The sequence below is a fragment of the Arthrobacter sp. UYCu723 genome, from assembly GCF_054059215.1.
In genome coordinates, this window is sequence record NZ_JBSSBW010000001.1 from 2148345 (window position 1) to 2168527 (window position 20183).

18 protein-coding genes are annotated in these 20183 nt (G+C 67.4%); 7 read left to right on the forward strand and 11 right to left on the reverse strand.

The window, feature by feature from the left end; translation table 11 throughout:
• Positions 1-77 precede the first annotated feature (77 nt).
• Both ACVWZ8_RS10100 and allB read left to right on the forward strand, forming a co-directional pair.
• Positions 78-842, forward strand: a complete 765-nt coding sequence (locus ACVWZ8_RS10100; protein ID WP_456504552.1) for an aspartate/glutamate racemase family protein — start codon at positions 78-80, stop codon at positions 840-842.
• A 71-nt stretch (positions 843-913) separates the two neighbouring features.
• Positions 914-2266, forward strand: a complete 1353-nt coding sequence (allB, locus tag ACVWZ8_RS10105) for an allantoinase AllB (protein ID WP_456504553.1) — start codon at positions 914-916, stop codon at positions 2264-2266.
• 235 nt (positions 2267-2501) lie between these two features.
• Here the strand turns inward: allB and ACVWZ8_RS10110 are convergent, their stop codons facing one another.
• The 3 genes from ACVWZ8_RS10110 to ACVWZ8_RS10120 all read right to left on the reverse strand — a co-directional run bounded on the left by ACVWZ8_RS10110 (position 2502) and on the right by ACVWZ8_RS10120 (position 6313).
• Complete coding sequence (locus ACVWZ8_RS10110; RefSeq protein ID WP_456504554.1) at positions 2502-3980, reverse strand: NCS1 family nucleobase:cation symporter-1; 1479 nt, start codon at positions 3978-3980, stop codon at positions 2502-2504.
• 249 nt (positions 3981-4229) lie between these two features.
• Positions 4230-5099: a DUF4031 domain-containing protein gene (locus ACVWZ8_RS10115; protein WP_456504555.1), complete on the reverse strand. Its 870-nt coding sequence runs from the start codon at positions 5097-5099 to the stop codon at positions 4230-4232.
• Between the two features lie 23 nt (positions 5100-5122).
• A complete protein-coding gene (locus tag ACVWZ8_RS10120) occupies positions 5123-6313 on the reverse strand; it encodes an AI-2E family transporter (RefSeq protein ID WP_456504556.1) in 1191 nt (396 codons plus the stop codon).
• Between the two features lie 173 nt (positions 6314-6486).
• On the opposite strand from ACVWZ8_RS10120, the gene ACVWZ8_RS10125 reads away from it, so the two are divergent.
• The 4 genes from ACVWZ8_RS10125 to ACVWZ8_RS10140 are packed head-to-tail and all read left to right on the forward strand — an operon-like array spanning position 6487 to position 9587.
• Positions 6487-6897 carry a TOBE domain-containing protein gene (locus ACVWZ8_RS10125; RefSeq protein ID WP_426979471.1) on the forward strand — a complete coding sequence of 137 codons (411 nt, stop codon included), beginning with the start codon at positions 6487-6489 and terminating at the stop codon, positions 6895-6897.
• A gap of 8 nt (positions 6898-6905) precedes the next feature.
• Entirely contained in the window at positions 6906-7664 is a 759-nt protein-coding gene (modA, locus tag ACVWZ8_RS10130; RefSeq protein WP_456504557.1) for a molybdate ABC transporter substrate-binding protein, read from the forward strand.
• 7 nt (positions 7665-7671) lie between these two features.
• Complete coding sequence (locus ACVWZ8_RS10135; protein ID WP_426979469.1) at positions 7672-8538, forward strand: ABC transporter permease; 867 nt, start codon at positions 7672-7674, stop codon at positions 8536-8538.
• On the forward strand, positions 8535-9587 hold the full coding sequence (locus ACVWZ8_RS10140) for a sulfate/molybdate ABC transporter ATP-binding protein (RefSeq protein WP_426979468.1): 1053 nt from the start codon (positions 8535-8537) through the stop codon (positions 9585-9587). Before ACVWZ8_RS10135 ends, ACVWZ8_RS10140 begins: the two co-directional genes overlap by 4 nt.
• A gap of 15 nt (positions 9588-9602) precedes the next feature.
• Here the strand turns inward: ACVWZ8_RS10140 and ACVWZ8_RS10145 are convergent, their stop codons facing one another.
• From ACVWZ8_RS10145 to ACVWZ8_RS10175, 7 genes are all read right to left on the reverse strand, one after another.
• Positions 9603-10094, reverse strand: coding sequence for a carboxymuconolactone decarboxylase family protein (locus ACVWZ8_RS10145; protein WP_426979467.1), 492 nt, complete (start codon positions 10092-10094; stop codon positions 9603-9605).
• A 505-nt stretch (positions 10095-10599) separates the two neighbouring features.
• Positions 10600-11400: a glycerate kinase gene (locus ACVWZ8_RS10150; RefSeq protein ID WP_456504558.1), complete on the reverse strand. Its 801-nt coding sequence runs from the start codon at positions 11398-11400 to the stop codon at positions 10600-10602.
• On the reverse strand, positions 11309-11590 hold the full coding sequence (locus tag ACVWZ8_RS10155; RefSeq protein ID WP_456504559.1) for a glycerate kinase: 282 nt from the start codon (positions 11588-11590) through the stop codon (positions 11309-11311). Before ACVWZ8_RS10155 ends, ACVWZ8_RS10150 begins: the two co-directional genes overlap by 92 nt.
• 4 nt (positions 11591-11594) lie before the next feature.
• A complete protein-coding gene (locus ACVWZ8_RS10160) occupies positions 11595-12527 on the reverse strand; it encodes a 3-keto-5-aminohexanoate cleavage protein (protein ID WP_456504560.1) in 933 nt (310 codons plus the stop codon).
• A gap of 42 nt (positions 12528-12569) precedes the next feature.
• Entirely contained in the window at positions 12570-13334 is a 765-nt protein-coding gene (locus tag ACVWZ8_RS10165; RefSeq protein WP_426979464.1) for an SDR family oxidoreductase, read from the reverse strand.
• A 50-nt stretch (positions 13335-13384) separates the two neighbouring features.
• On the reverse strand, positions 13385-14704 hold the full coding sequence (locus ACVWZ8_RS10170; protein WP_426979463.1) for an MFS transporter: 1320 nt from the start codon (positions 14702-14704) through the stop codon (positions 13385-13387).
• Between the two features lie 117 nt (positions 14705-14821).
• On the reverse strand, positions 14822-15880 hold the full coding sequence (locus ACVWZ8_RS10175; RefSeq protein ID WP_426979462.1) for a LacI family DNA-binding transcriptional regulator: 1059 nt from the start codon (positions 15878-15880) through the stop codon (positions 14822-14824).
• A 488-nt stretch (positions 15881-16368) separates the two neighbouring features.
• On the opposite strand from ACVWZ8_RS10175, the gene clpB reads away from it, so the two are divergent.
• Entirely contained in the window at positions 16369-19038 is a 2670-nt protein-coding gene (clpB, locus tag ACVWZ8_RS10180) for an ATP-dependent chaperone ClpB (protein WP_456504561.1), read from the forward strand.
• Between the two features lie 75 nt (positions 19039-19113).
• Here the strand turns inward: clpB and ACVWZ8_RS10185 are convergent, their stop codons facing one another.
• Positions 19114-19620: a septum formation family protein gene (locus tag ACVWZ8_RS10185; protein WP_456504562.1), complete on the reverse strand. Its 507-nt coding sequence runs from the start codon at positions 19618-19620 to the stop codon at positions 19114-19116.
• Between the last annotated feature and the right edge of the window lie 563 nt (positions 19621-20183).

A 20183-nucleotide genomic window follows, 5' to 3' on the forward strand; every position in this document is an offset into this window, starting at 1 on the left:
ATCCTGGCCGGTCCGCCGCGGCACGGCGGACCGGCCGTCACCCCCGCACCACAGCACCACAGAACCCGAAAGGCATCATGCGCATCCTCGTCGCCAACGTCAACACCACTGTTTCCATGACAGAATCAATCGCTGCACAGGCCCGCGCGGCAGCCGCAGCCGGGACAGAGATCATAGGTCTCACGCCGCGATTCGGTGCGGATTCGTGTGAGGGTAACTTCGAAAGCTATCTGGCGGCCATTGCCGTCATGGACGTTGTCCTCGCCTATCCTGAACCGTTCGATGCCGTCATTCAGGCCGGCTACGGCGAGCATGGCAGGGAAGGACTCCAGGAACTCCTTGACGTGCCGGTCATCGACATCACCGAAGCGGCAGCGAGCACCGCCATGTTCCTCGGTCACAAGTATTCGGTAGTCACCACCTTGGACCGCACGGTTCCGCTCATTGAGGACCGGCTCAAACTCGCCGGACTGGATGCCCGCTGCGCGTCGGTCCGGGCCAGTGGCCTCGGTGTCCTGGAACTTGAGGAGTTCCCCGGGCGTGCCGTCGAGGCAATCCTGGACCAGGCCCAACGCGCCGTCGAGCACGATAAGGCAGAGGTCATCGTCCTGGGGTGCGGCGGTATGTCCGGACTCGACGAGCAAATCCGCACACGTCTGGGCGTCCCCGTCGTCGACGGCGTCGCAGCCGCCGTGACGATCGCCGAGTCGCTCGTCCGCCTGGGGCTGAGCACATCGAAAATCCGCACCTTCGCCCCGCCCCGCCCCAAGGTAGTCACCGGATGGCCCTTTTCTTCCGCTCCGACGACCGGCGGCGCTGAAGCCCGAACCGGTGGCCGGTAGAAAAATCTCCCGCAGGGGATCTTCCCTTGGACCCAGACAACCCAACGACCAGAAGTGCAGAGGAAAAATCAATGAGTGAATCGTCCAAACCAGACTATGACCTGGTCATCCGGGGCCGGCACATCCTGACGACTGCCGGGATCGCGGCGCGGGAGGTCGGGGTCCGGGGCGGGAAGATCGTGGCGATCGAGCCGCTGGGCAACGGCCTGGCCGGGGCCGAGACCATTGAGCTGGCCGATGACGAGACCCTGATCCCCGGGCTGGTGGACACCCATGTCCATGTCAACGAGCCCGGCCGGACCGAGTGGGAGGGGTTCGCCTCCGCGACCCGGGCCGCCGCGGCCGGCGGGGTGACCACCATCATCGACATGCCGCTGAACAGCGTCCCGCCCACCACCACGGTGGCAAACCTCAAACTCAAGCGGGAAGTCGCCGCGGACCAGGCGTTCGTGGACGTCGGCTTCTGGGGCGGCGCCATCCCGGGAAACCAGGCGGACCTGCGCCCCCTGCACGACGAGGGCGTGTTCGGGTTCAAGTGCTTCCTGCTGCACTCCGGCGTGGACGAGTTCCCGCACCTGGAGGCGGACGAGATGGAGGAGGACATGGCCGCGCTGAAGTCCTTCGATTCGCTTATGATCGTCCACGCCGAGGACTCCCACGCGATCGACCACGCACCGTCCGCCGAGGGCGACCAGTACGGGAAGTTCCTGGCCTCCCGCCCGCGCGGGGCCGAGAACAAGGCCATCGCCGAGGTCATCGAACGGGCCCGCTGGACCGGCGCCCGCGCCCACATCCTGCACCTCTCCTCCTCGGACGCCCTGCCCATGATCGCCACGGCCAAGCGCGACGGCGTCCACCTCACCGTGGAGACCTGCCCGCACTACCTCACCCTGATGGCCGAGGAAATCCCCAACGGCGCCACCGCCTACAAGTGCTGCCCGCCGATCCGCGAGGCCTCCAACCGGGAACTGCTCTGGAAGGGCCTGCAGGAGGGCACCATCGACTGCATCGTCTCGGACCACTCCCCGTCCACCCTGGATCTGAAGGACCTGGAAAACGGCGACTTCGCCGTCGCCTGGGGCGGGGTGTCCTCGCTCCAGCTGGGCCTGTCCCTGATCTGGACCGAGGCCCGGCACCGCGGCATCACCCTGGAACAGGTCCTGTCCTGGATGGCCGCCAAACCTGCAGAACTGGCCCGCCTGACCAACAAGGGCCAGCTCGCGCTCGGCTACGACGCCGATTTCTCCGTCTTCGCCCCCGACCAGGCCTACGTCGTTGACGTCACCAAACTCAAGCACAAAAACCCCATCACCCCCTACGACGGCAAGGCCCTCTCCGGCGTGGTCCGCAAAACCTACCTCCGCGGCACCCTGATCAACGACCACACCCCCACCGGCAACCTCCTCCGCCGCGGCGGAATCTAAGGCACGCCAGGGGTCCAAAGTCCCGGGTCAGCCTTCGGCAGCCCGGCGACGGTCCTGACAAGAGCAAACCAAGACAGGAGCAAACCGAGCGGAGAGCGAACGGCCGGATTCGCGGGGAAAGAAATGAGTCCTTAGACGAGCGGCGGCCTTTTCAGTCTCCGCGTGGAAAGTGAACTATTTCCGTCGCCACGAGGCTGACCCGTGGGTAATGTTCCTCTCGGTGAAGGCGTGCGCCTTACGCCGGAACCTGCGTCCATGCCGCACCCGGCTCAGCTTCTTCCGCGGCCGCGGCCGCGATCGATTCGGCCAGGGTCGTGTCATTGCGCGAGATGAAGTAATGCACCGCGGCCGCCAGGATTGCTCCGATGAACCACGAGAAGGCAGAGAGGGCGGCAAATAGTGGACCGAGCGCGAAGATTACTGCCGGGACGGCCGAGACGAGGAACGAGATGACGGCCTTGGGATTCCAGCCGCGCGTATACGTGTAGTACCCCTGTTCCCTGAACAGGTCTCGAACCAGCACGCGCTGCTTGCGGAGCACGTAGTAGTCGGTCATGATGATCCCGAAGAGCGGCCCGAGCAGTGCCCCGAGCCCTCCGAGGAAAAGGTTGATCACGACGGGACTGTTGAACAGGTTCCAGGGCGTGATGACGAGCGCGATCGTTGCGGCGATCAGGCCACCGCGTTTGAAGTCGATCTTCGAGGGCCAGACGTTCGCGAGGTCGTAGGCTGGCGAGACGAAGTTCGCCACGACATTGATGCCCAGCGTTGCGACAGCGAAAGTGACCGCCCCGAGCAGAAGCGCCCAGATGCTGTCTATCCGCCCTACGATCTCGACCGGGTCGTAGATGTGCTCCCCGTAGACCTTGAATGTTCCGGCGGTGACGACGACGGAGACCACGGAGAAGGCAATGAAGTTCACCGGCAGCCCCCACACGTTCGCCGTGCGCACCGCTTTGCGGGATGGCGCGAAGCGGGAGAAGTCGCAGAAGTTGAGCATCAGGGTGGAGAAGTACGTCACCGTCAGCGCTATGGCGGCAAAGAAGGCATGGGTGACGCCCCATTCCGCCTGTCCGCCGGGCAAGTCGAAGGAAATGTTCCAGCCCGCGTTGATCAGGATGTAGACGACCAGCAGGGCCATCACCACCCAGACGGCCGGGCCGGCCCAGTCCTGGAACCTCCTGATCGTCTCCATGCCGTTTCGAAGCAGCAGGAGCTGGAGCGACCACATCAGCAGGAAGGCCAGCCAGCCAAGGGTGGATTCGCCGAGGAAGTTGTTCTCCGTCAGACCCTTGAGCTCGGGCCAGATCTTCAGGGCGATGATGATGACGGCGCGGGAGGCGAGCCAGGTCTGGATGCCGTACCAGGCGATTGCCACGAGGGCACGAAGCAGTGCCGGCAGGTTGGCGCCGAACGTTCCAAACGAGACCCGCGCGAGCACCGGGTAGGGAACGCCTGTCTTCTGGCCGGCGTAGCCGGAGAGGTTCATCAGGAAAAAGACGAGGATGATCCCCACTACCAGTGCGAGGAATACCTGCCAGGCGCCCAGGCCCAGCGCGAAGAGGCCAGCGGCGAAGGTGTAACCGCCAAGTGAGTGGATGTCGGACATCCACATCGCGAACAGGGAGTAAAAACCCCACGTACGATGTTCGGCCGGCGCGAGGTCCTCGTTGTAGAGACGTGGACTGGCCCCCGAGGGAATTGCGTGAGACATCTAATCCCCACTTCCTAAATCCCCCATGCTGACAGTAAATTCTTGAGCCCCGCCCGACAGGTATCTGCGAATAGAGCCCCCGTAACGCCAACATACGCCAAGATACCCAGCTTGGCGATGGCCAGGTAGACCGGACCCCTATCGACCTCAAATCCGTGAACGGGACGGCTGCTAAGTTGACAGCTTGACCTGCCGAGCCAAGTGCCGCACCAGCGCTGCCGGCAGCTGCCGGCGCCGGCTACGGACCGCTCACACGAGTTCGCCCTGCAGGTTCCGGTGCGCCGCCTTCAGCCAGAGCTCGCGGGCCCGGTTCGTGTGGAAGAGCGGATCGAGTTGCAGAAGCTGGCGGACGACGGCGGCGCGCCCGGCGGCGAAGTCGTCGTCGCCGATGTGCGCAAAATCCTGCCGGACGGCGGCCAGATAGCGGGCGTAGGCTGCCGGTTCCCCGCCGAGAACGGAGAGGTCCGCGTCGCTGAGCAGGGCGGCGGCGTCGTCCCCGGGGTCCGGGCAGTGGTCCGCCGTCATCCTCACCAGGCGGGCCACCTCCTCCGCCTCGCCGTCAGGCAGCCCCGCCTGCCGGAGCCGGTCCTCGGCCAGCCGGGCGGACTCCTCCTCGTCCTGGCCGGCGATGCCGCGGTAGACGGCGTCGTGGAACCAGGCGGCCAGTAGCACGGTGCGGGGTGGGGCGGCGGGCTCCGTCAGCAGATCCAAGGCCTCCAGGACGGCCAGGAGGTGGGTGCGGCCGTGGTACCGGCGGTGCTCCTCACCCCAGCGGTCCAGGAGGTCAAGGAAGAGCGCATCGTGGTCCGGGAGGACCTCGTTCCAGCGGTTGAGCAGCGGGAGTTTCAGGGAGCCGCTCCTCCGGCGGGCCGGGATCCGCAGGCCGCTGGCGATCAGCTTGCGGACCAGGATCCGCCCCTCCACCGGGACGGCCCCGGCCGCCACGAGGGCGCCGTACCGGGCCTCGGCGACGTCGTAGTGGTCGCCGTCGAAGGCCCGTTCCGGGATGCCGGCCGCCGCCGCGAAGGCGTGCAGTTCCTCGAGGGAGGTGTCCGAGATCAGGTGCGAGAAGTGGGTTCCATGGGCAGGCCAGAGCGGGGGATCCAGGTAGACGGCCATGGGGGAAGTCTAGTGCGGGCGGCTTAGTCCTGCCCGGTACCGGAGCCGGAGCCGGCGGCGGCTGCCGGCCGCTGACGGTGCGGCCGGCTGCGCAGGCCCTGGCCTTTTTCATTGAGCCGCGTCTCGTGCTCTGCCTGCTCGATGGCCTCGGGCGTGAAGTGCTCGGCACCGCCGGAATTCCAGGCCTTGATCGCTGCCCAGCCGACCGCCACCAGGGGCACGGACAGGATGGCCCCTATGATCCCGGCCAGGATGGTTCCGGCCGTGAGGGCCAGCAGGATGACGAGGGCGTGCACGTTGAGCGCCTGGCCCATGACGACGGGCTGCAGGAAGTTCCCCTCGAGCTGATTGACGGCGATCACCACAATGACGACGATGAGTGCAGCGACCGGACCGTTTGCGACCAATGCCACGAGGGCTGCGAGGACGCCCGCCAGTGTGGCGCCGATCAGCGGGATGAAGGCGCCGATGAAGACGATCGCGGCCAGCGGGAGGGCCAGGGGTACACCCATGACGAGCAGGGCCAGGCCGATGAAGAATGAGTCCACCAACGCCACGATGGCGGTGCCCCGCACGTAGCCGCCGAGCACGGTGAGGCTCTTCTGCCCCACCCGACGTGCCTTGACGAGACGCTCGCCCTTGAACGCGCGCAGCACAAAGGCCCAGATGCGCTCGCCGTCCTTGAGGAAGAAGAACAGGATGACGGCCATGAGCAGGGCGCCGGTGACGAAGTTTCCGGCGGCGCTCAGCCCGGTGATGGCGCCGGCGCCCACGGTGCTGCTCGTGGCGAAGTCGACGAAGGCGTCCCTCGCCTGCTGGATCTGCTGGTCGTCAACCGGGATGGGCCCGTTGCGCACGAACGCGTGGACCTTGTCGAAGCCCTCGGTGGCCTTGCTGGCAAGTTCGCCCGCCTGGCCCATGACGGCGAAAACGATGCCGGTGATGAGGCCGCCGAAAGCCAGCAGGAGGATGAGGAAGGAGAATGTGGTTGCGACAGTGCCTGGCCACCCCTTGCGGCGCAGCCAGTGCACAAAGGGTGCGATCGCGGCGGCAAGGATCAGCGCCAGCACCGCCGGAATCACGACGAGCCGCACCTGGATCAGTGCATACGCTGCCACCGTAGCCAGGACCAGCAGCATCAGGACCTGTGCGGTCCTGATGCTGGCGCGGCCGAGGCTGTCGGTCCAGGGGGTTGTCTGTTCCGGACTGCCCATGCTGTTGTTTCTCCCGTGTCGGATGGTCAAGTGGTTACCCAGCAACCGTCTCACGGGCACGGTGGAGCGCGTCACCGGCCAAGAAGACGACAGCCCCGAAGTCGCGATGCCGCGGCTCGAATCTGCGGATAATTAGATGCCCTGAATCCGCATTTGCGGGTTAGAGTTGGATCATGCCTAATATTCGCGTTTCCGAGGCGGCCCGGTTCCTGGGCGTCAGCGATGACACCATCCGGCGCTGGACCGAGAACGGAAGCCTGACGCCTCTGAAGGACGACGCCGGGCGGCTCGCCGTGGACGGGCTGGAGCTCGCACAGCTTGCGCGGGAGCAGGCACAGCTGCCGGATGATCCGGCCCGGGTGGGCAGCTCCGCCCGGAACCGCTTCGTCGGGCTGGTCACGGCCATCACCGCGGACACCGTGATGGCCCAGGTGGAGCTGCAGTGTGGGCCCTTCCGGGTTGTGTCCCTGATGAGCAGCGAGGCTGTGCGGGAGCTGGGACTGGAGCTCGGATCGGTCGCGACCGCCGTCGTCAAGGCCACCACGGTGATCATCGAGACGCCGAAAGGCAAGGGAGTCATTTGAGGCGCGCCATGAAAGCTGCCGCCCTGCTGCTGGCGGTGTCCCTGGCAGCGGTGCTCGCGGGCTGCGCGGCACCCGCCGGAGACGGCGGCGCCGGCAAGACCCTCACCGTCTTCGCGGCGGCCTCACTCAAAGCACCCTTTACAGCGATCGCCGCCGCGTTTGAGGCCAAGAATCCGGGAACCAAAATAACGTTCAGCTTCGCAGGTTCATCCGACCTGGCCGCCCAGCTCACCCAGGGGGCGCCGGCGGATGTGTTTGCCTCCGCCGATGCCAAGAACATGGCCAAGCTCTCCGACGCATCTCTCGTGGAAGGGGCGCCCGAGGATTTCGCCACCAATATGCTGGCCATTGCCGTGCCCCCGGCCAACCCGGCGTCGGTCAGCTCCTTTGCGGACCTGGCCAGACCGGGGGTCAAGGTCGTCATCTGCGCGAGCCAGGTGCCCTGCGGCGCGGCCACAAAGACGGCCGAAAAGGAAACCGGAATCACCCTGAAGCCGATCAGCGAGGAATCGTCCGTCACCGATGTCCTGGGCAAGGTCACCTCGGGAGAGGCCGACGCCGGGCTGGTCTACGTCACGGACGTCAAGGCCGCGGGGGACAAGGTGAGGGAAGTCCCCTTCCCCGAGGCGGCCACGGCCGTGAACACCTACCCGATCGCCGCGGTACGGACCAGCAGGAACAAGGAGCTCGCGGCCGCCTTCATCGCGACGGTCACCGGTCCCGAGGGCAAGAAGGTCCTCGGCGATGCCGGCTTCGGCACCCCGTAGCCTGCGAATGGACCACCGGACCGTCAGCGCCTACAGCGGGATTCCGCGCTGGGTCATGGCCGTGGCCGCCGTCGGGGCGCTGTTCGTGCTCCTGCCCCTCGCGGCCATGGTGGCCAAGGTCAACTGGCCCCAGTTCATCCCGCTGGTCACCTCGGAGGCGTCCCTCACCGCCCTGGGGCTCAGCCTCCGCACCGCGGCCGCGAGCACCGTGCTGTGCGTGCTGCTCGGGGTGCCGCTGGCGCTGGTTCTGGCCCGCGGCCACTTCCGCGGACAATCGCTGCTGCGCTCCTTCGTCCTGCTGCCGCTCGTCCTGCCCCCGGTGGTGGGCGGCATCGCCTTGCTCTACACCTTCGGCCGGCAGGGCCTGCTGGGCAAGAGCCTCGAGGCGGCCGGAATCCAGATCGCGTTCTCCACCACGGCGGTCGTGCTGGCCCAGACCTTCGTCGCCCTGCCGTTCCTCGTGGTCAGCCTGGAGGGCGCCCTGCGCTCCGCCGGCAGCCGGTACGAGGCTGTCGCCGCAACGCTCGGCGCGCGCCCCACCACGGTGCTGCGCCGCGTCACGGTACCGCTGGTCCTTCCCGGGCTCGCCTCGGGCGCGGTGCTCTCGTTCGCGCGGAGCCTCGGCGAATTCGGCGCCACCCTCACCTTCGCCGGCAGCCTCCAGGGGGTCACCCGGACCCTGCCGCTGGAGATCTACCTGCAGCGGGAGACCGACGCCGACGCCGCCGTCGCGCTCTCCCTGCTGCTCGTCGCGGTGGCGGTGATCGTGGTCGGGCTGTCCTACCGGCGCCCGGCACCTGCCGGGTCCGGCAGCCCAGGTTCCAGGAATGCAGCGGTCCGCAGCGCCGGCGCAGGGGAGCGGGTGGGCTCATGACATTCACTGTCGATGCCGCCGTCGCCGCCCGGCGGTTCGAGGTCTCTGTGAGCCTGGGACCGGAGGAGACAGTGGCCGTGCTCGGACCGAACGGGGCCGGTAAATCCACCCTGCTCTCGGTGATTGCGGGTCTGCTCCGCCCGGACACCGGCCGGGCCGAGGTGGACGGCAAGGTCCTGTTCGACCTGCAGCCGAACGGCCCAGGACGTTGGACCGCTCCGCACCGCCGCGGGACGGCCCTGTTGGCACAGGAGGCCCTGCTTTTCCCGCACCTGAGCGCGCTCGAGAACGTGGCTTTCGGGCCGCGGAGCGCGGGCGTTCCCAAGGCCGAAGCGCGGGAGGCCGCCCGGCACTGGCTCGCCGAGGTCGACGCTGCTGACCTCGCGGCACGACGCCCCGCGGAGCTCTCCGGAGGGCAGGCCCAGCGCGTGGCGGTGGCCCGTGCGCTCGCGGCCAACCCTGAGGTGCTGCTGCTGGATGAGCCGATGGCCGCCCTGGACATCCACGCCGCACCGCTGCTGCGCCGGCTGCTCAAACGGGTCCTCGTCGGCCGGCGGGCCATCATCGTCACCCACGACGTGCTGGACGCGTACATGCTGGCGGACCGCGTGGTTGTGATGGAGGGCGGCCGGATCACCGAGGAAGGCCCCACCCGTGATGTCCTCCGGCGGCCGCGCAGCAGCTTCGCCGCGGGACTCGCGGGACTCAACCTGGTATCCGGAACCGTGACCTCAACGGGGATTCGTTCCACGGAGGGCCTGGAGTTCGCCGGCCAGCACGACGCCCCGCTCGCCGCAGGGCAGGCGGGAGTGGCAGCCTTCCCGCCGTCGGCCGTGTCCGTTTTCCTGAACGAGGCGCACGGCAGCCCGCGGAACTCCTACCCTGTGACCATCACGGATCTGGAGCCGCACGGGGATCAGATCAGGGTCCGGGCCGGGGAACTGTCCGCCGATGTGACGCCTGCGGCCTCGGCAGACCTGGGTCTGGCGCCCGGCCTGGACGTCTACTTTGTGGTCAAGGCCGCCGCGGTGGCCATCTACCCGGCGTAGCGGGCTACTCGCGGGTTACTCGCGGGTGCTGCGGACCGGGTGCTGGCTGACGATGGAGACCCGGTTGAACGCGTTCATGGTGATGACGAGCCAGCTCACGGCGGAGAATTCCTGGGCCGTGAGGTGCTTCCTGGCGGCGGAACCTTCGCGTTCCCGGGCGTGGGCATCGGAGATATTCGTAACGGCTTCGGCGAGCGTCAGCGCTGCGCGTTCCTTCTCCGTGAACAGCGCGGTGTCACGCCAGGCGGGAAGCACGGCCAGGCGCTGGGCCGTTTCGCCGTTCTTCACCGCATCGCCGACGTGCAGGTCCAGGCAGTACGCGCAGCCGTTGATCTGGGAGATGCGGACGTTCAACAGTTCAATCAGCGTCCGGTCCAGGCCTGCCTCCTCGGCGGCTTCTTTGGCTTTCAGGCCCAGCCCGTTGAGCGCACGCCAGGCCGCGGGGTGTTCCTTGTCGAGGAAAACACTTCGTGCTGGAGTATCGCGCGGCGCCGTCGGTTGGTCCATGGTTCCCAGATTACCCACGCTTCCCTACGACCGCGCGAGTGTTGCGTGACAAATCTGTCAAACATGTGACAAGCTTTGCGGGCGGAAGATCCCCGATCCGGTGATCGGCTCCTTGGGGGAGCCGACCACCGGATCGCTTTCTTGAAGGCGAACGTCCCACGCGCGGGACATGTCCACTGGTCTGGTCTCGTCTGGGCCCAGGTGGGGACATGTCCAGTCCTTGGCGCAGGAATTGGGCATGTTGGGGTTATGTCCAGTGGCCAGAGCTAGTGGGGGGCATGTCCGGTGTCCGCCCTTGGGCCTCGGGGGACATGTCCAGTGGTGCGTTCGGCGTGTGGGCGCGGCCAGGGGGCAGCACCGGACACCGTCCAGTCTTCCGAGCCCATTCCGGGGGGCATGTCCAGTCCTTGCCCCAGGCAATGGGCATATGGGGATCATGTCCGGTGGCCGGGGCTGGCGGGGGACATGTCCAGTGGTGCGAGGGAGGTATGTCCGCTGACAGGGGTTATCGGGGGGCATGTCCAGTGGTCCGCACGAGTTGCGCGCCCGCGGCCGCCATGGCAGCCGCGTCACCGGCGACGATGATGCCGGCAAAGCTGTCGGCGTAGCCGCCCAGGTCTGCGTCCACCGAGCCGACGACGGCGTACACCGGCTTGGTGCCACAGCGGGCGAGGACGGCGGCGATGATCTTCCCTTGACCCGTCTGGGAATCCAGCCGGCCCTCGCCGACCACCACGGCCGTGCAGGCGGTGAGCTGCGCATCGAAATCCAGCAGGTCCAGCACATAGTCCGCGCCGGACACCAGCCTGGCTCCGTAGCGGGCCCACATCCCGCCGGAGAACCCGCCGGCCGCGCCGGTCCGGTCCACCGGGCGGGGGTCACGGCCGTATTGGACGGCAAAGCGCCCGGCAAGCAGCTCGAGCCGGCGGGTGAGCGCGTCCACCGCGGCCTCGCCGGCTCCCTTTTGCGGACCGAACACTCGGGCGGCGTCGGCAAAGCGGGTGGTGACGTCGCTGAGGATCACAACTTCCGCACCGCTGAGGCCGCCGCGCTCCTCGATCGCGGCGATGGCGCCGGCGCCGCCGTCGGTCGTGGCGGACCCGCCGGCGGCGACCAGCAGCCGGCGGGCTCCGAGCCGGGCGGCCTCCGCCATCAGAACTCCGGTGCCGTAGGTGCTGGCGGTCATCGGATCCCGGTGCCCGGCGGAAGGCAGGTTAAGCCCGCTGGCAAAGGCCAGCTCGACGACGGCGGTGCCGTCGTCGGTCAGGCCGATCGCAGCCTCGACGGCGTCGCCCCACGGCCCCACAGTGCTGATCCTCAGCGGCCGGGCGTCCCAGGCCCCGGACCAGCACCTCGAAGGTTCCCTCGCCGCCGTCGGCCACGGGCAGTTCGACGGCGGTGCCGCCGGCCGAGCGGATCCCGGCGGCAATGTGCGCCGAGACTTCGGCCGCGGTAAAGGTCCCCTTGAAGCTGTCCGGGGCTACGAGGATGGTCATGCGTTCAGAAACCTACCTTGTCCCGACCCTTGAGCTGCAGCATCTGACGCGCCTCATCCGGGGTGGCGATCTCGAAGTTGAGGGCTTCCAGGATGGTACGGATCCGCGTGACCTGCTCGGCGTTGGAGGTGGCCAGCTGGCCAGGGCCGATCCAGAGGGAATCCTCCAGGCCCACCCGGACGTGGGAGCCCATGGCCGCGCCGATCGTGGCCAGCGGTATCTGGTTCTTCCCGGCCCCCAGGATGGACCATTCGTAGTCCCCGCCCAGCAGCCGGTCGGCTGTGCGGCGCATGTGCATCAGGTCCTCCGGGTGTGCGCCGATCCCGCCGAGCAGGCCGAAGACTGACTGCACAAACAGCGGCCCCTTGGCCAGGCCGCGGGCGTGGAAGTGGGCCAGGTTGTTCAGGTGCGAGATGTCGTAGCACTCGAACTCGAAGCGCGTACCGTTAGCATTGCCGATGCCGAGGATGGTCTCGATGTCCTGGAAGGTGTTCTTGAAAACCAGGTCGCGGCTCTTCTCGAGCCCCTCCCGCTCCCAGTCGTGTCCGAACTCGCTGAAGCGCTCAAGCATCGGGTAGAGCCCGAAGTTCATCGACCCCATGTTGAGCGAGGCGAGCTCCGGCTTGAACAGCGCCGCCGGCTGCATACGCTCCTCCACCGTCATGTGGGGCGAGCCGCCGGTGGTGATGTTGATGACGGCGTGGGTGTTGCGCTTGAGCTTGTCCAGGATCGGGGCGAAGTGCTCAGGGTCCTGGGATGGCCGGCCGTCCCTGGGATCGCGGGCGTGCATGTGCACGATCGCGGCACCTGCCTCGGCGGCGCCGATGGCGGCGTCGGCGATCTCATTTGGGGAGACCGGCAGGTACCGGGACATGGACGGGGTGTGGATGGCGCCGGTAACGGCGCTGGTGATGATGACTTTGCGTGCAGCAGCCATGGGAAGGTCTCCTTGGGTAGGCCAGGTCTTAGGTGGGCTGGATCAGTAGAGTTTTTCGGTGTTGCCGTCGACGGCCAGCGCCTGGCCGTTGACGTTGCGGGCCAGATCGCTGGCGGCGAAGGCCGCCATGTTGGCGATGTCCTCGGCCTCGATCAGCCGTCCCAGCGAGGACTGGTTGAGATAGAGCCCGGAGACCTGGTCCTCCGGCAGGTCCAGCATCCGGGCCTTGGCCGCGATGACCGCGTCGATCCGGGGCCCGTTGACGGCACCGGGGCAGATGGCGTTGACGCGGATCCGGTCCGGACCGAGTTCGATCGCGAGCGTCTTGGTCAGCCCGACGACGGCCCACTTCGATGCCGAATAGGCGCTGCGCCCGGCCATTCCCAGCCGCCCGGCGGCCGAGGAGAGGTTGACGATCGACGCGTCCCGGCCCTGCCGCAGCATCGGCAGGGCGTGTTTGATACAGAAGAACTGGCCGTGGATGTTGACGTCGAAGGTCGCTTTCCAGGACGCCGTGTCCAGCGTCTCCAGCGGGCCGGTGGGCCCGGCGATGCCGGCGTTGTTCACGAGGATGTCCAGGCCGCCCAGTTCTTCCTTGACGGTGGCCATGAGCCAGCGGACCTGCTCCTCGTCGGAGACGTCGTTGACGGCCGCGGCGAGGCCGTTGACGCGGGCCTTCTCGACGGCGTCGGGGTCAATGTCTGTCACGAAGACGGTGGCGCCGAGTTCCTGGAACTTGTTGGCGATCGCCAGGCCGATGCCGTTGGCACCGGCGGTGACGAGGACCCTTTTTGAGGTGAAATCCATGACTAATCCTTGGGTTGGGGTAGCTGAGGGAAAGCGGCGGACCGGCTGCGTCAGTGCGCGGACGGGATGCCCTGGGGCTTCTCCGTGCCCCGCTTGAGCAACAGCGACAGGAGCGCGCCGAGGGTGCACATGCCGACGATGAACCAGAGCCCGGAGAGTTTGGAGCCCGTGGCGTCCTGCATCAGGCCCATGACGTACGGGCCGAGGAAGCCGCCGCAGAGGCCGATGGTGTTGACGAAGGCGATGCCGCCGGCGAGGGCGGCACCGGTGAGCCGGGTGGCTGGGTAGGTGAAGAGGATCGGCTGCAAAGCGAAGAAGTTGAAGGCGGCGAGGCAGAAACCGATCATGCCGAGCAAGGGGCCGCCGACGGCGCCGAGGGTGAAGCCGGCGATAATGCCGATCATCGTTCCCGTAACGAGCATCCGGGAGCGCCGGCCGTCGGTGGCGAAACGCGGGACCAGGAGGGCACCCGCAGCGGAGAAGATCCACGGGATGGCCGTGAGCAGGCCGATCTGCAGTGGATTGAGCTTGCCGTAGGTGCCGATGATGGAGGGCAGGAAGTAGGACAGCGCGTAGACGGCGATCTGGTGGGTGAAGTAGATGCCCACCACGAGGAGGATCTGCTTATCCTTCAGGACATCGCGGAGGCGGTGGTTGCCGGAAGCTTCCGCGCCGGCCTTCTCTTCGGCAGCGATGCGGGCCTCGAGGTCGGTGGCTTCTTCGGCGGTGAGGAACGTGGCCTTGGTGGGCCGGTCCGGAAGCTTCTTCCAGACGACGTAGGCGAGGACGCAGGCCGGCAGGCCTTCGATGATGAACATCCACTGCCAGCCGTGCAGGCCCGCGAAGCCGTCGAGGGTCAGCAGCAGGCCGCCTAGCGGTGCGCCGACAATGTTGGCGATGGAGACGCCCAGCAGGAACATGCCGTTGGCCTTGGCGCGGTCCTTGACCACAAACCATTGCGTCAGGAAGTACATGACGCCGGGAAAGAGCCCGGCCTCGGCCACGCCGAGCAGCATCCGCATGATGTAGAAGGACCATTCGCCCTGCACGAACGCCATGCAGGCGGAGATGATGCCCCACGTGATCATGATCCGCATGATCCAGAAGCGCGCGCCGACCTTGTGCATGATCAGGTTGGACGGGATCTCTGACAGGGCGTAGGTCAGGAAGAACAGCCCGGCACCGATGCCGAAGGCGGTGGCGGAGAGGCCGAGATCTATCTCCAACCGGTCCTTGGCCATGCCGATGTTGGTGCGGTCCAGGAAAGCCATGATGTAAGCGCCGATCAGGAGCGGCATGACTCGGCGGAGAATCACGCCGTTAATTTCCTGCGGTGTGCGCATCTTCGTTGGTGCGGATACAACTGACATGGGTCTTCGTCCTTGAATTTGGGGTCAGGGTTGGTGGCCAGGAACAGTGGGCAGCCCGGTGGCCGGGCAGCCTCATTGGGGCCGGGCGGCTGCCCGGGAGCAGGTGATGGAGTGTGGCTAGCCGGCGGGCGGCGTGCAGCCGCAGGTCCGCCCGATATGCAGGCGGTGCCGGCACACCTTGGTGTTGTAGGTGCTGGACGGGGCTTCGATGCGTTTGAGCAGCATAGTGAAGGCCTCGTGGGCCATTTCCTGCTGCGGCTGGACAATGCTGGTGAGGTTGATCAGCCCGGAGCGGCTGTGCGGCAGTCCATCGCAGCCTGCGACGGCCACGTCCTCCGGGATCCGCAAGCCCTTGGACAGTGCGTATTCCATCACGCCTATGGCCAGTTCGTCGCTGCCACACACCACGGCCTGCGGGGGCCTGCCGCTGGAGAATAGCCGTTCGGCCGCCAGCCGGCCGCCCTCGTTGTTGACCCGGGTACTGATTTTTCGGTCACCGCTGATGGTGATGCCGGCCGCGGCGGCAGTGCGAACGAAGGCCTGTTCGCGGGCCAGGGATGCGGTGGAGAATCGAGGGCCGATCACGGTGGCGATCTCCGTGAAACCGTGGCTCAGCATGTGCTGCATCAGTGTCGTTGCCGCGGCGTCGTCGTCGATTCCGACAAAGTCCGAGTCGAGGAAGTCGGCGCGGCGCGAGAGGCAAACATACGGGATCCGGGCCGCCCGCAGGGTACGCAGGGCCGTGGCGTCATCCCGGAGTGACGCGGCCAGGATGATCCCGTCCACATTGCGGTGAGCGAGCGTCGCGGTGACCTGGGCGAGGACTTCGGGATCGTCCTGCGTGGTGGCGACAAACACTTCGTAGCCGGATTCGGCGGCGGCGGAAATGATGCCCTGGGCCCAGCGCGGAAACATCGGGTTGATGATATTCGGCAGGATCAGGCCGATCACGCGGGTCCGCTGCAGGTCGGTTGATTGCGAGGACTTACGGGGCCTGAAGCCCAGCTCGTTCGCCACATGGATGATGTGGCGTCGGGTTTCCGGCGAAACGCCGCCCTTGCCGTTGAGTACGTAGGACACCGCCGCTGAGGAAACCCCTGCGGCCCGGGCAACGGAAGCGGCGGATACCGGCGTAGCGGGGCGATCAGCGGCAACGCTGGTGGCGTCCTTGCGCATCTCCGTCCTCCTTCGCTCTCGTTGTCCCTGTGACCTCAGTTACATTAGGTAAGCGCCCGAGCGTTAAGCAACGTTAAGTAATTTTATCCGCTGGCGGGGCGTGGCGGGGGACATGTCCAGTGGTGCGCGGGGGTGTGTCCACCGATTGGGGGTAGCAGGGGACATGTCCGTTTTTCCGAGCTCATTCCGGGGGGCATGTCCACTCCAGGCCCCGGACGATGGGCATGGCGGGACTATGCCCAGTGGCCAGGCCTAGCGGGGGGCATGTCCCGCGGTCCGCGCCAGCCCGACCCGCCAGCCCGACCCGCCAGCTCGGCCAACCAGCCCGACCAACCGGCCCGGCCAGCCGGCCCGTCCCGCAAGCCCGGGGCCGTCCGGCACTGGACAGTGGATTCGCCGTGGGCAAACATGGACCCAAACGTGTCAGGACGGAGTTGAGCGGGTTAGACTCAACTCTGATAACAGCACCATTCCGGCAGGAGCTCCCTTTGGACGCCAAATTCACCACCAAGAGCCAGGAGGCTCTTTCGGCAGCAGCCATGAACGCCTCGACGGCAGGGAACCCGCAGCTCGAACCAGCGCACCTGCTCAAGGCGCTCATGGACCAACGGGAGGGTGTCGCCGTCGCGCTTCTCCGCGCCACGGGCACGGACCCTGATGCCGTCAGCGTCCAGGCGAGCACCGCCATCAAGGCGCTCCCCGCCACGTCGGGCAGTTCCGTGCAGCAGGCCCAGCTCTCCCGGAGCGCCATGCAGGCCATCAAGAACTCCCAGAACGAGGCGGAGCGGCTCGGGGACACTTTCGTGTCCACCGAGCACCTGCTGCTGGGGCTTTCTGCCGGGAGCGACGGCGTCGGCAAGCTCCTGCGCGACGCCGGTGCCTCCCATGAGGCGCTGCTCGCCGCCCTGCCAGGCGTCCGCGGTAACCGCAAGGCGGACAACCCGGACCCGGAGAACACCTTCAAGGCGCTGGAGAAGTTCGGATCGGACCTGACCGCCATGGCCCGTGCGGGGAAACTGGACCCCGTGATCGGGCGCGATACGGAGATCAGGCGCGTCATGCAGGTGCTGAGCCGCCGCACCAAGAACAACCCCGTGATCATCGGTGAGCCCGGCGTGGGCAAGACGGCCGTCGTCGAGGGACTCGCCCAGCGGATCGTGGCCGGCGACGTGCCCGAAAGCCTGCGCGGCAAGACCCTCGTCGCCCTGGACCTCGCCTCCATGGTCGCGGGCGCCAAATACCGCGGTGAGTTCGAGGAGCGGCTCAAGGCTGTCCTGGAGGAAATCAAGAATTCGGAGGGCCGGATCGTCACCTTCATCGACGAGCTCCACACGGTGGTGGGCGCGGGCGCGACGGGGGAGAGCTCCATGGACGCCGGCAACATGCTCAAGCCCATGCTGGCCCGCGGTGAGCTGCGGCTGATCGGCGCAACGACCCTGGACGAATACCGCGAGCACATCGAGAAGGATCCGGCCCTGGAGCGACGATTCCAGCAGGTCTACGTCGGTGAGCCCAGCGTCGAGGACACCATCGGCATCCTGCGCGGGCTCAAGGAACGGTACGAGGCGCACCACAAGGTGGCCATTGCGGACTCGGCGCTCGTGGCAGCCGCGACACTGTCCAACCGCTACATCTCCGGGCGCCAGCTGCCGGACAAGGCCATTGACCTGGTGGACGAGGCCGCGTCCCGGCTGCGCATGGAGATCGACTCGGCGCCGGAGGAGATCGACCAGCTGCGCCGCGCCGTGGACCGGCTGACCATGGAGGAGCTGGCCCTGCAGGGCGAAACCGACGCCGCCTCAGTGGAACGGCTCGCGGCACTCCGGGCGGACATGGCGGACAAGAAGGAACAACTGGCCGCCCTCAACGCCCGCTGGGAAGCCGAGAAGGCCGGCCTGAACCGGGTGGGCGAGCTGAAGGCCAGGCTGGACGAACTCCGCTCTGCCGCGGACAAATACCAGCGCGAAGGCGACCTCGAGGCGGCCTCCCGGATCCTGTACGGCGAACTGCCCGCGCTGGAGCGTGAGCTCAATGCCGCCGCGGAAGCGGAGTCGGCCCGGGTGGCCGGCGGCGCCCCCAAGCATGAACTCATGGTGGCCGACGAGGTCACAGCAGAGGACATCGCCGAGGTCATTTCGGCCTGGACCGGGATCCCGGCCGGCCGGATGCTGCAGGGCGAAAGCCAGAAGCTTCTGCACATGGAGGAGATCCTGGGGAAGCGGCTGATCGGCCAGTCGAAGGCCGTGGCCGCCGTATCCGATGCCGTCCGCCGTGCGCGTGCCGGCATCAGCGACCCCAACCGGCCCACCGGATCCTTCCTCTTCCTGGGCCCCACGGGCGTGGGCAAGACCGAGCTTGCCAAGGCCCTTGCCGACTTCCTGTTCGACGACGAACGCGCCATGGTGCGGCTGGACATGTCCGAATACGGGGAGAAGCACACCGTGGCCCGGCTCGTCGGCGCCCCTCCCGGGTATGTGGGCTACGAGGAGGGAGGCCAGCTGACCGAGGCCGTCCGGCGCCGGCCTTACTCCGTGCTGCTGCTGGACGAGGTGGAGAAGGCCCACCCGGAGGTCTTCGATATCCTCCTGCAGGTGCTCGACGACGGCCGGCTGACGGACGGGCAGGGCCGCACCGTGGACTTCCGCAACGTGATCCTGGTGCTCACGTCCAATCTGGGCAGCCATTTCCTGATCGACCAGACCATGGACGCGGCGGCGAAGCGAGCAGCCGTCATGGCCACCGTCAATGCCTCCTTCAAGCCCGAGTTCCTGAACAGGCTCGACGAGATTGTGCTGTTCGATGCCCTGACCGTGGATGAACTGGCCCGGATTGTGGAACTGCAGGTGGCCGAGCTGTCCCGCCGCCTCCACGGCCGTCGGTTGAGCCTCGAAGTGACGGACGGCGCGCGGGCCTGGCTGGCCATGTCCGGCTTCGACCCCGTCTATGGGGCCCGGCCGCTGCGCCGGCTCGTGCAGAAGGAAATCGGCGATCGCCTGGCCAAGGCCATCCTGGCGGGGGAGATCGCCGACGGCGACACCGTGCTGGTGGACACCGCTGCCGACGTCGAGGAACTCACCGTTGAGGGGCTTGAGGCCCTCGTCGGGCCCGACGGCGGGCCTCCCGCCGGCAGCGGGCTCTCGGTCCGACGGAAGGAGTAGGCGGCAAGACTGCTGTGGCGCAAAGTCCCCCTGCCGGGCCTTCGGGTCCGGCCGGGGGCTCTCATGGAGCCCCGGTCAGAGACGCAGGGACTCCATGATGACGTTTCCGGTGTTGGCGACGACGTAACAGTCCACCCGGCGGTCGCCCTTTTCCCAGCTGCTGGAACTCGGGTAGGCGTTACGCTGCAACAATTCGTAGTTGGTGGCAGCAGCCGCCAGCCGCGCATTACGGCACGTCTCGCGGCCTTTGTCCTTCAGCGCCTTCAGGCCCGGATAGGCGTCGGAGCCCTGGTAGTGGTGGACGGCGATGAGCTGGGCCGAGTGGCCGGTGTCGCAGGCCACCACGGTGGACTGCGGCGCATCCGGGTCAAAATTCTTGAAGCAGTCGCCGAGCTGGAAATCCAACGGGCTGACGCCTTCCAGCGGCAGTGTCCCGCGGCTGGCAGGAGCAGGCGAGGAAGAGGCTGCAGCCGCAGCGGGGGAGCTTTCCGCTGCGGAGGGCTTCGAGCCGATAAGCGTCGCGGAGAGCAACCAGACCAGGAGCCCCAGCACGACGGCCCCGGCAGCTACGATCCGCTGCATGCCCTGCCGCCTGACCCAGCCGTCCAAAAGGGCAACCCTCCGGGCTAGCACGGCGCCGGCGTCCGACCAGCGCGGGCCAGCCTTGCGGCTGCTCTCGCCGGACACCGGCGGTACCGAAGGACGCATTGGCCGCGGAGGGGTGGAGGGCGCCGCGGAAGGCAGGTCCTCCGGCGGGACAGCCGGTGGGACATGCGGCGTCGCGGACGTCGGCGGTGTGGAGGGGCGCGGCGGAATGGCAGGGGCGGACCGCTCGCCGGGCACGCCGGCACGGGGAACGTCAGGCGTGCCGGCGTCGCCGTGCCTTGTGTTCTCTTCGGTCACTGGGAATTCACCACTTTCGTGCATCTTTGCCTCGGCGCGAGGCCCGGCGTAGTGGTCCGTTTCTGGGGGTCCACTACGAAACTCTATCTAAGATTCAGGCCGGGCTGCATGCAGCCCGGCCCGACGACCGGGGCTGCCTGTGGGGCCACTCTGTCCACTGCAGCCGCACTGGCGAGCAGTTGCTGCCGAAAGCATGTAATCTAGGTGTACGACAAATTGACCAAACATTCCGGGGCCTCACC

Coding starts and splice junctions, on each gene's coding strand:
- ACVWZ8_RS10125 (WP_426979471.1), top strand. CDS start 6,487: ATGCCTAATATTCGCGTTTCCGAGGCGGCCCGGTTCCTGGGCGTCAGC.
- ACVWZ8_RS10175 (WP_426979462.1), bottom strand. CDS start 15,880: ATGCGCAAGGACGCCACCAGCGTTGCCGCTGATCGCCCCGCTACGCCG.
- allB (WP_456504553.1), top strand. CDS start 914: ATGAGTGAATCGTCCAAACCAGACTATGACCTGGTCATCCGGGGCCGG.
- ACVWZ8_RS10100 (WP_456504552.1), top strand. CDS start 78: ATGCGCATCCTCGTCGCCAACGTCAACACCACTGTTTCCATGACAGAA.
- ACVWZ8_RS10155 (WP_456504559.1), bottom strand. CDS start 11,590: ATGACCATCCTCGTAGCCCCGGACAGCTTCAAGGGGACCTTTACCGCG.
- ACVWZ8_RS10145 (WP_426979467.1), bottom strand. CDS start 10,094: ATGGACCAACCGACGGCGCCGCGCGATACTCCAGCACGAAGTGTTTTC.
- ACVWZ8_RS10115 (WP_456504555.1), bottom strand. CDS start 5,099: ATGGCCGTCTACCTGGATCCCCCGCTCTGGCCTGCCCATGGAACCCAC.
- ACVWZ8_RS10160 (WP_456504560.1), bottom strand. CDS start 12,527: ATGGCTGCTGCACGCAAAGTCATCATCACCAGCGCCGTTACCGGCGCC.
- ACVWZ8_RS10135 (WP_426979469.1), top strand. CDS start 7,672: ATGGACCACCGGACCGTCAGCGCCTACAGCGGGATTCCGCGCTGGGTC.
- ACVWZ8_RS10110 (WP_456504554.1), bottom strand. CDS start 3,980: ATGTCTCACGCAATTCCCTCGGGGGCCAGTCCACGTCTCTACAACGAG.
- ACVWZ8_RS10140 (WP_426979468.1), top strand. CDS start 8,535: ATGACATTCACTGTCGATGCCGCCGTCGCCGCCCGGCGGTTCGAGGTC.
- ACVWZ8_RS10165 (WP_426979464.1), bottom strand. CDS start 13,334: ATGGATTTCACCTCAAAAAGGGTCCTCGTCACCGCCGGTGCCAACGGC.
- ACVWZ8_RS10185 (WP_456504562.1), bottom strand. CDS start 19,620: ATGCAGCGGATCGTAGCTGCCGGGGCCGTCGTGCTGGGGCTCCTGGTC.
- ACVWZ8_RS10120 (WP_456504556.1), bottom strand. CDS start 6,313: ATGGGCAGTCCGGAACAGACAACCCCCTGGACCGACAGCCTCGGCCGC.
- ACVWZ8_RS10170 (WP_426979463.1), bottom strand. CDS start 14,704: ATGTCAGTTGTATCCGCACCAACGAAGATGCGCACACCGCAGGAAATT.
- modA (WP_456504557.1), top strand. CDS start 6,906: ATGAAAGCTGCCGCCCTGCTGCTGGCGGTGTCCCTGGCAGCGGTGCTC.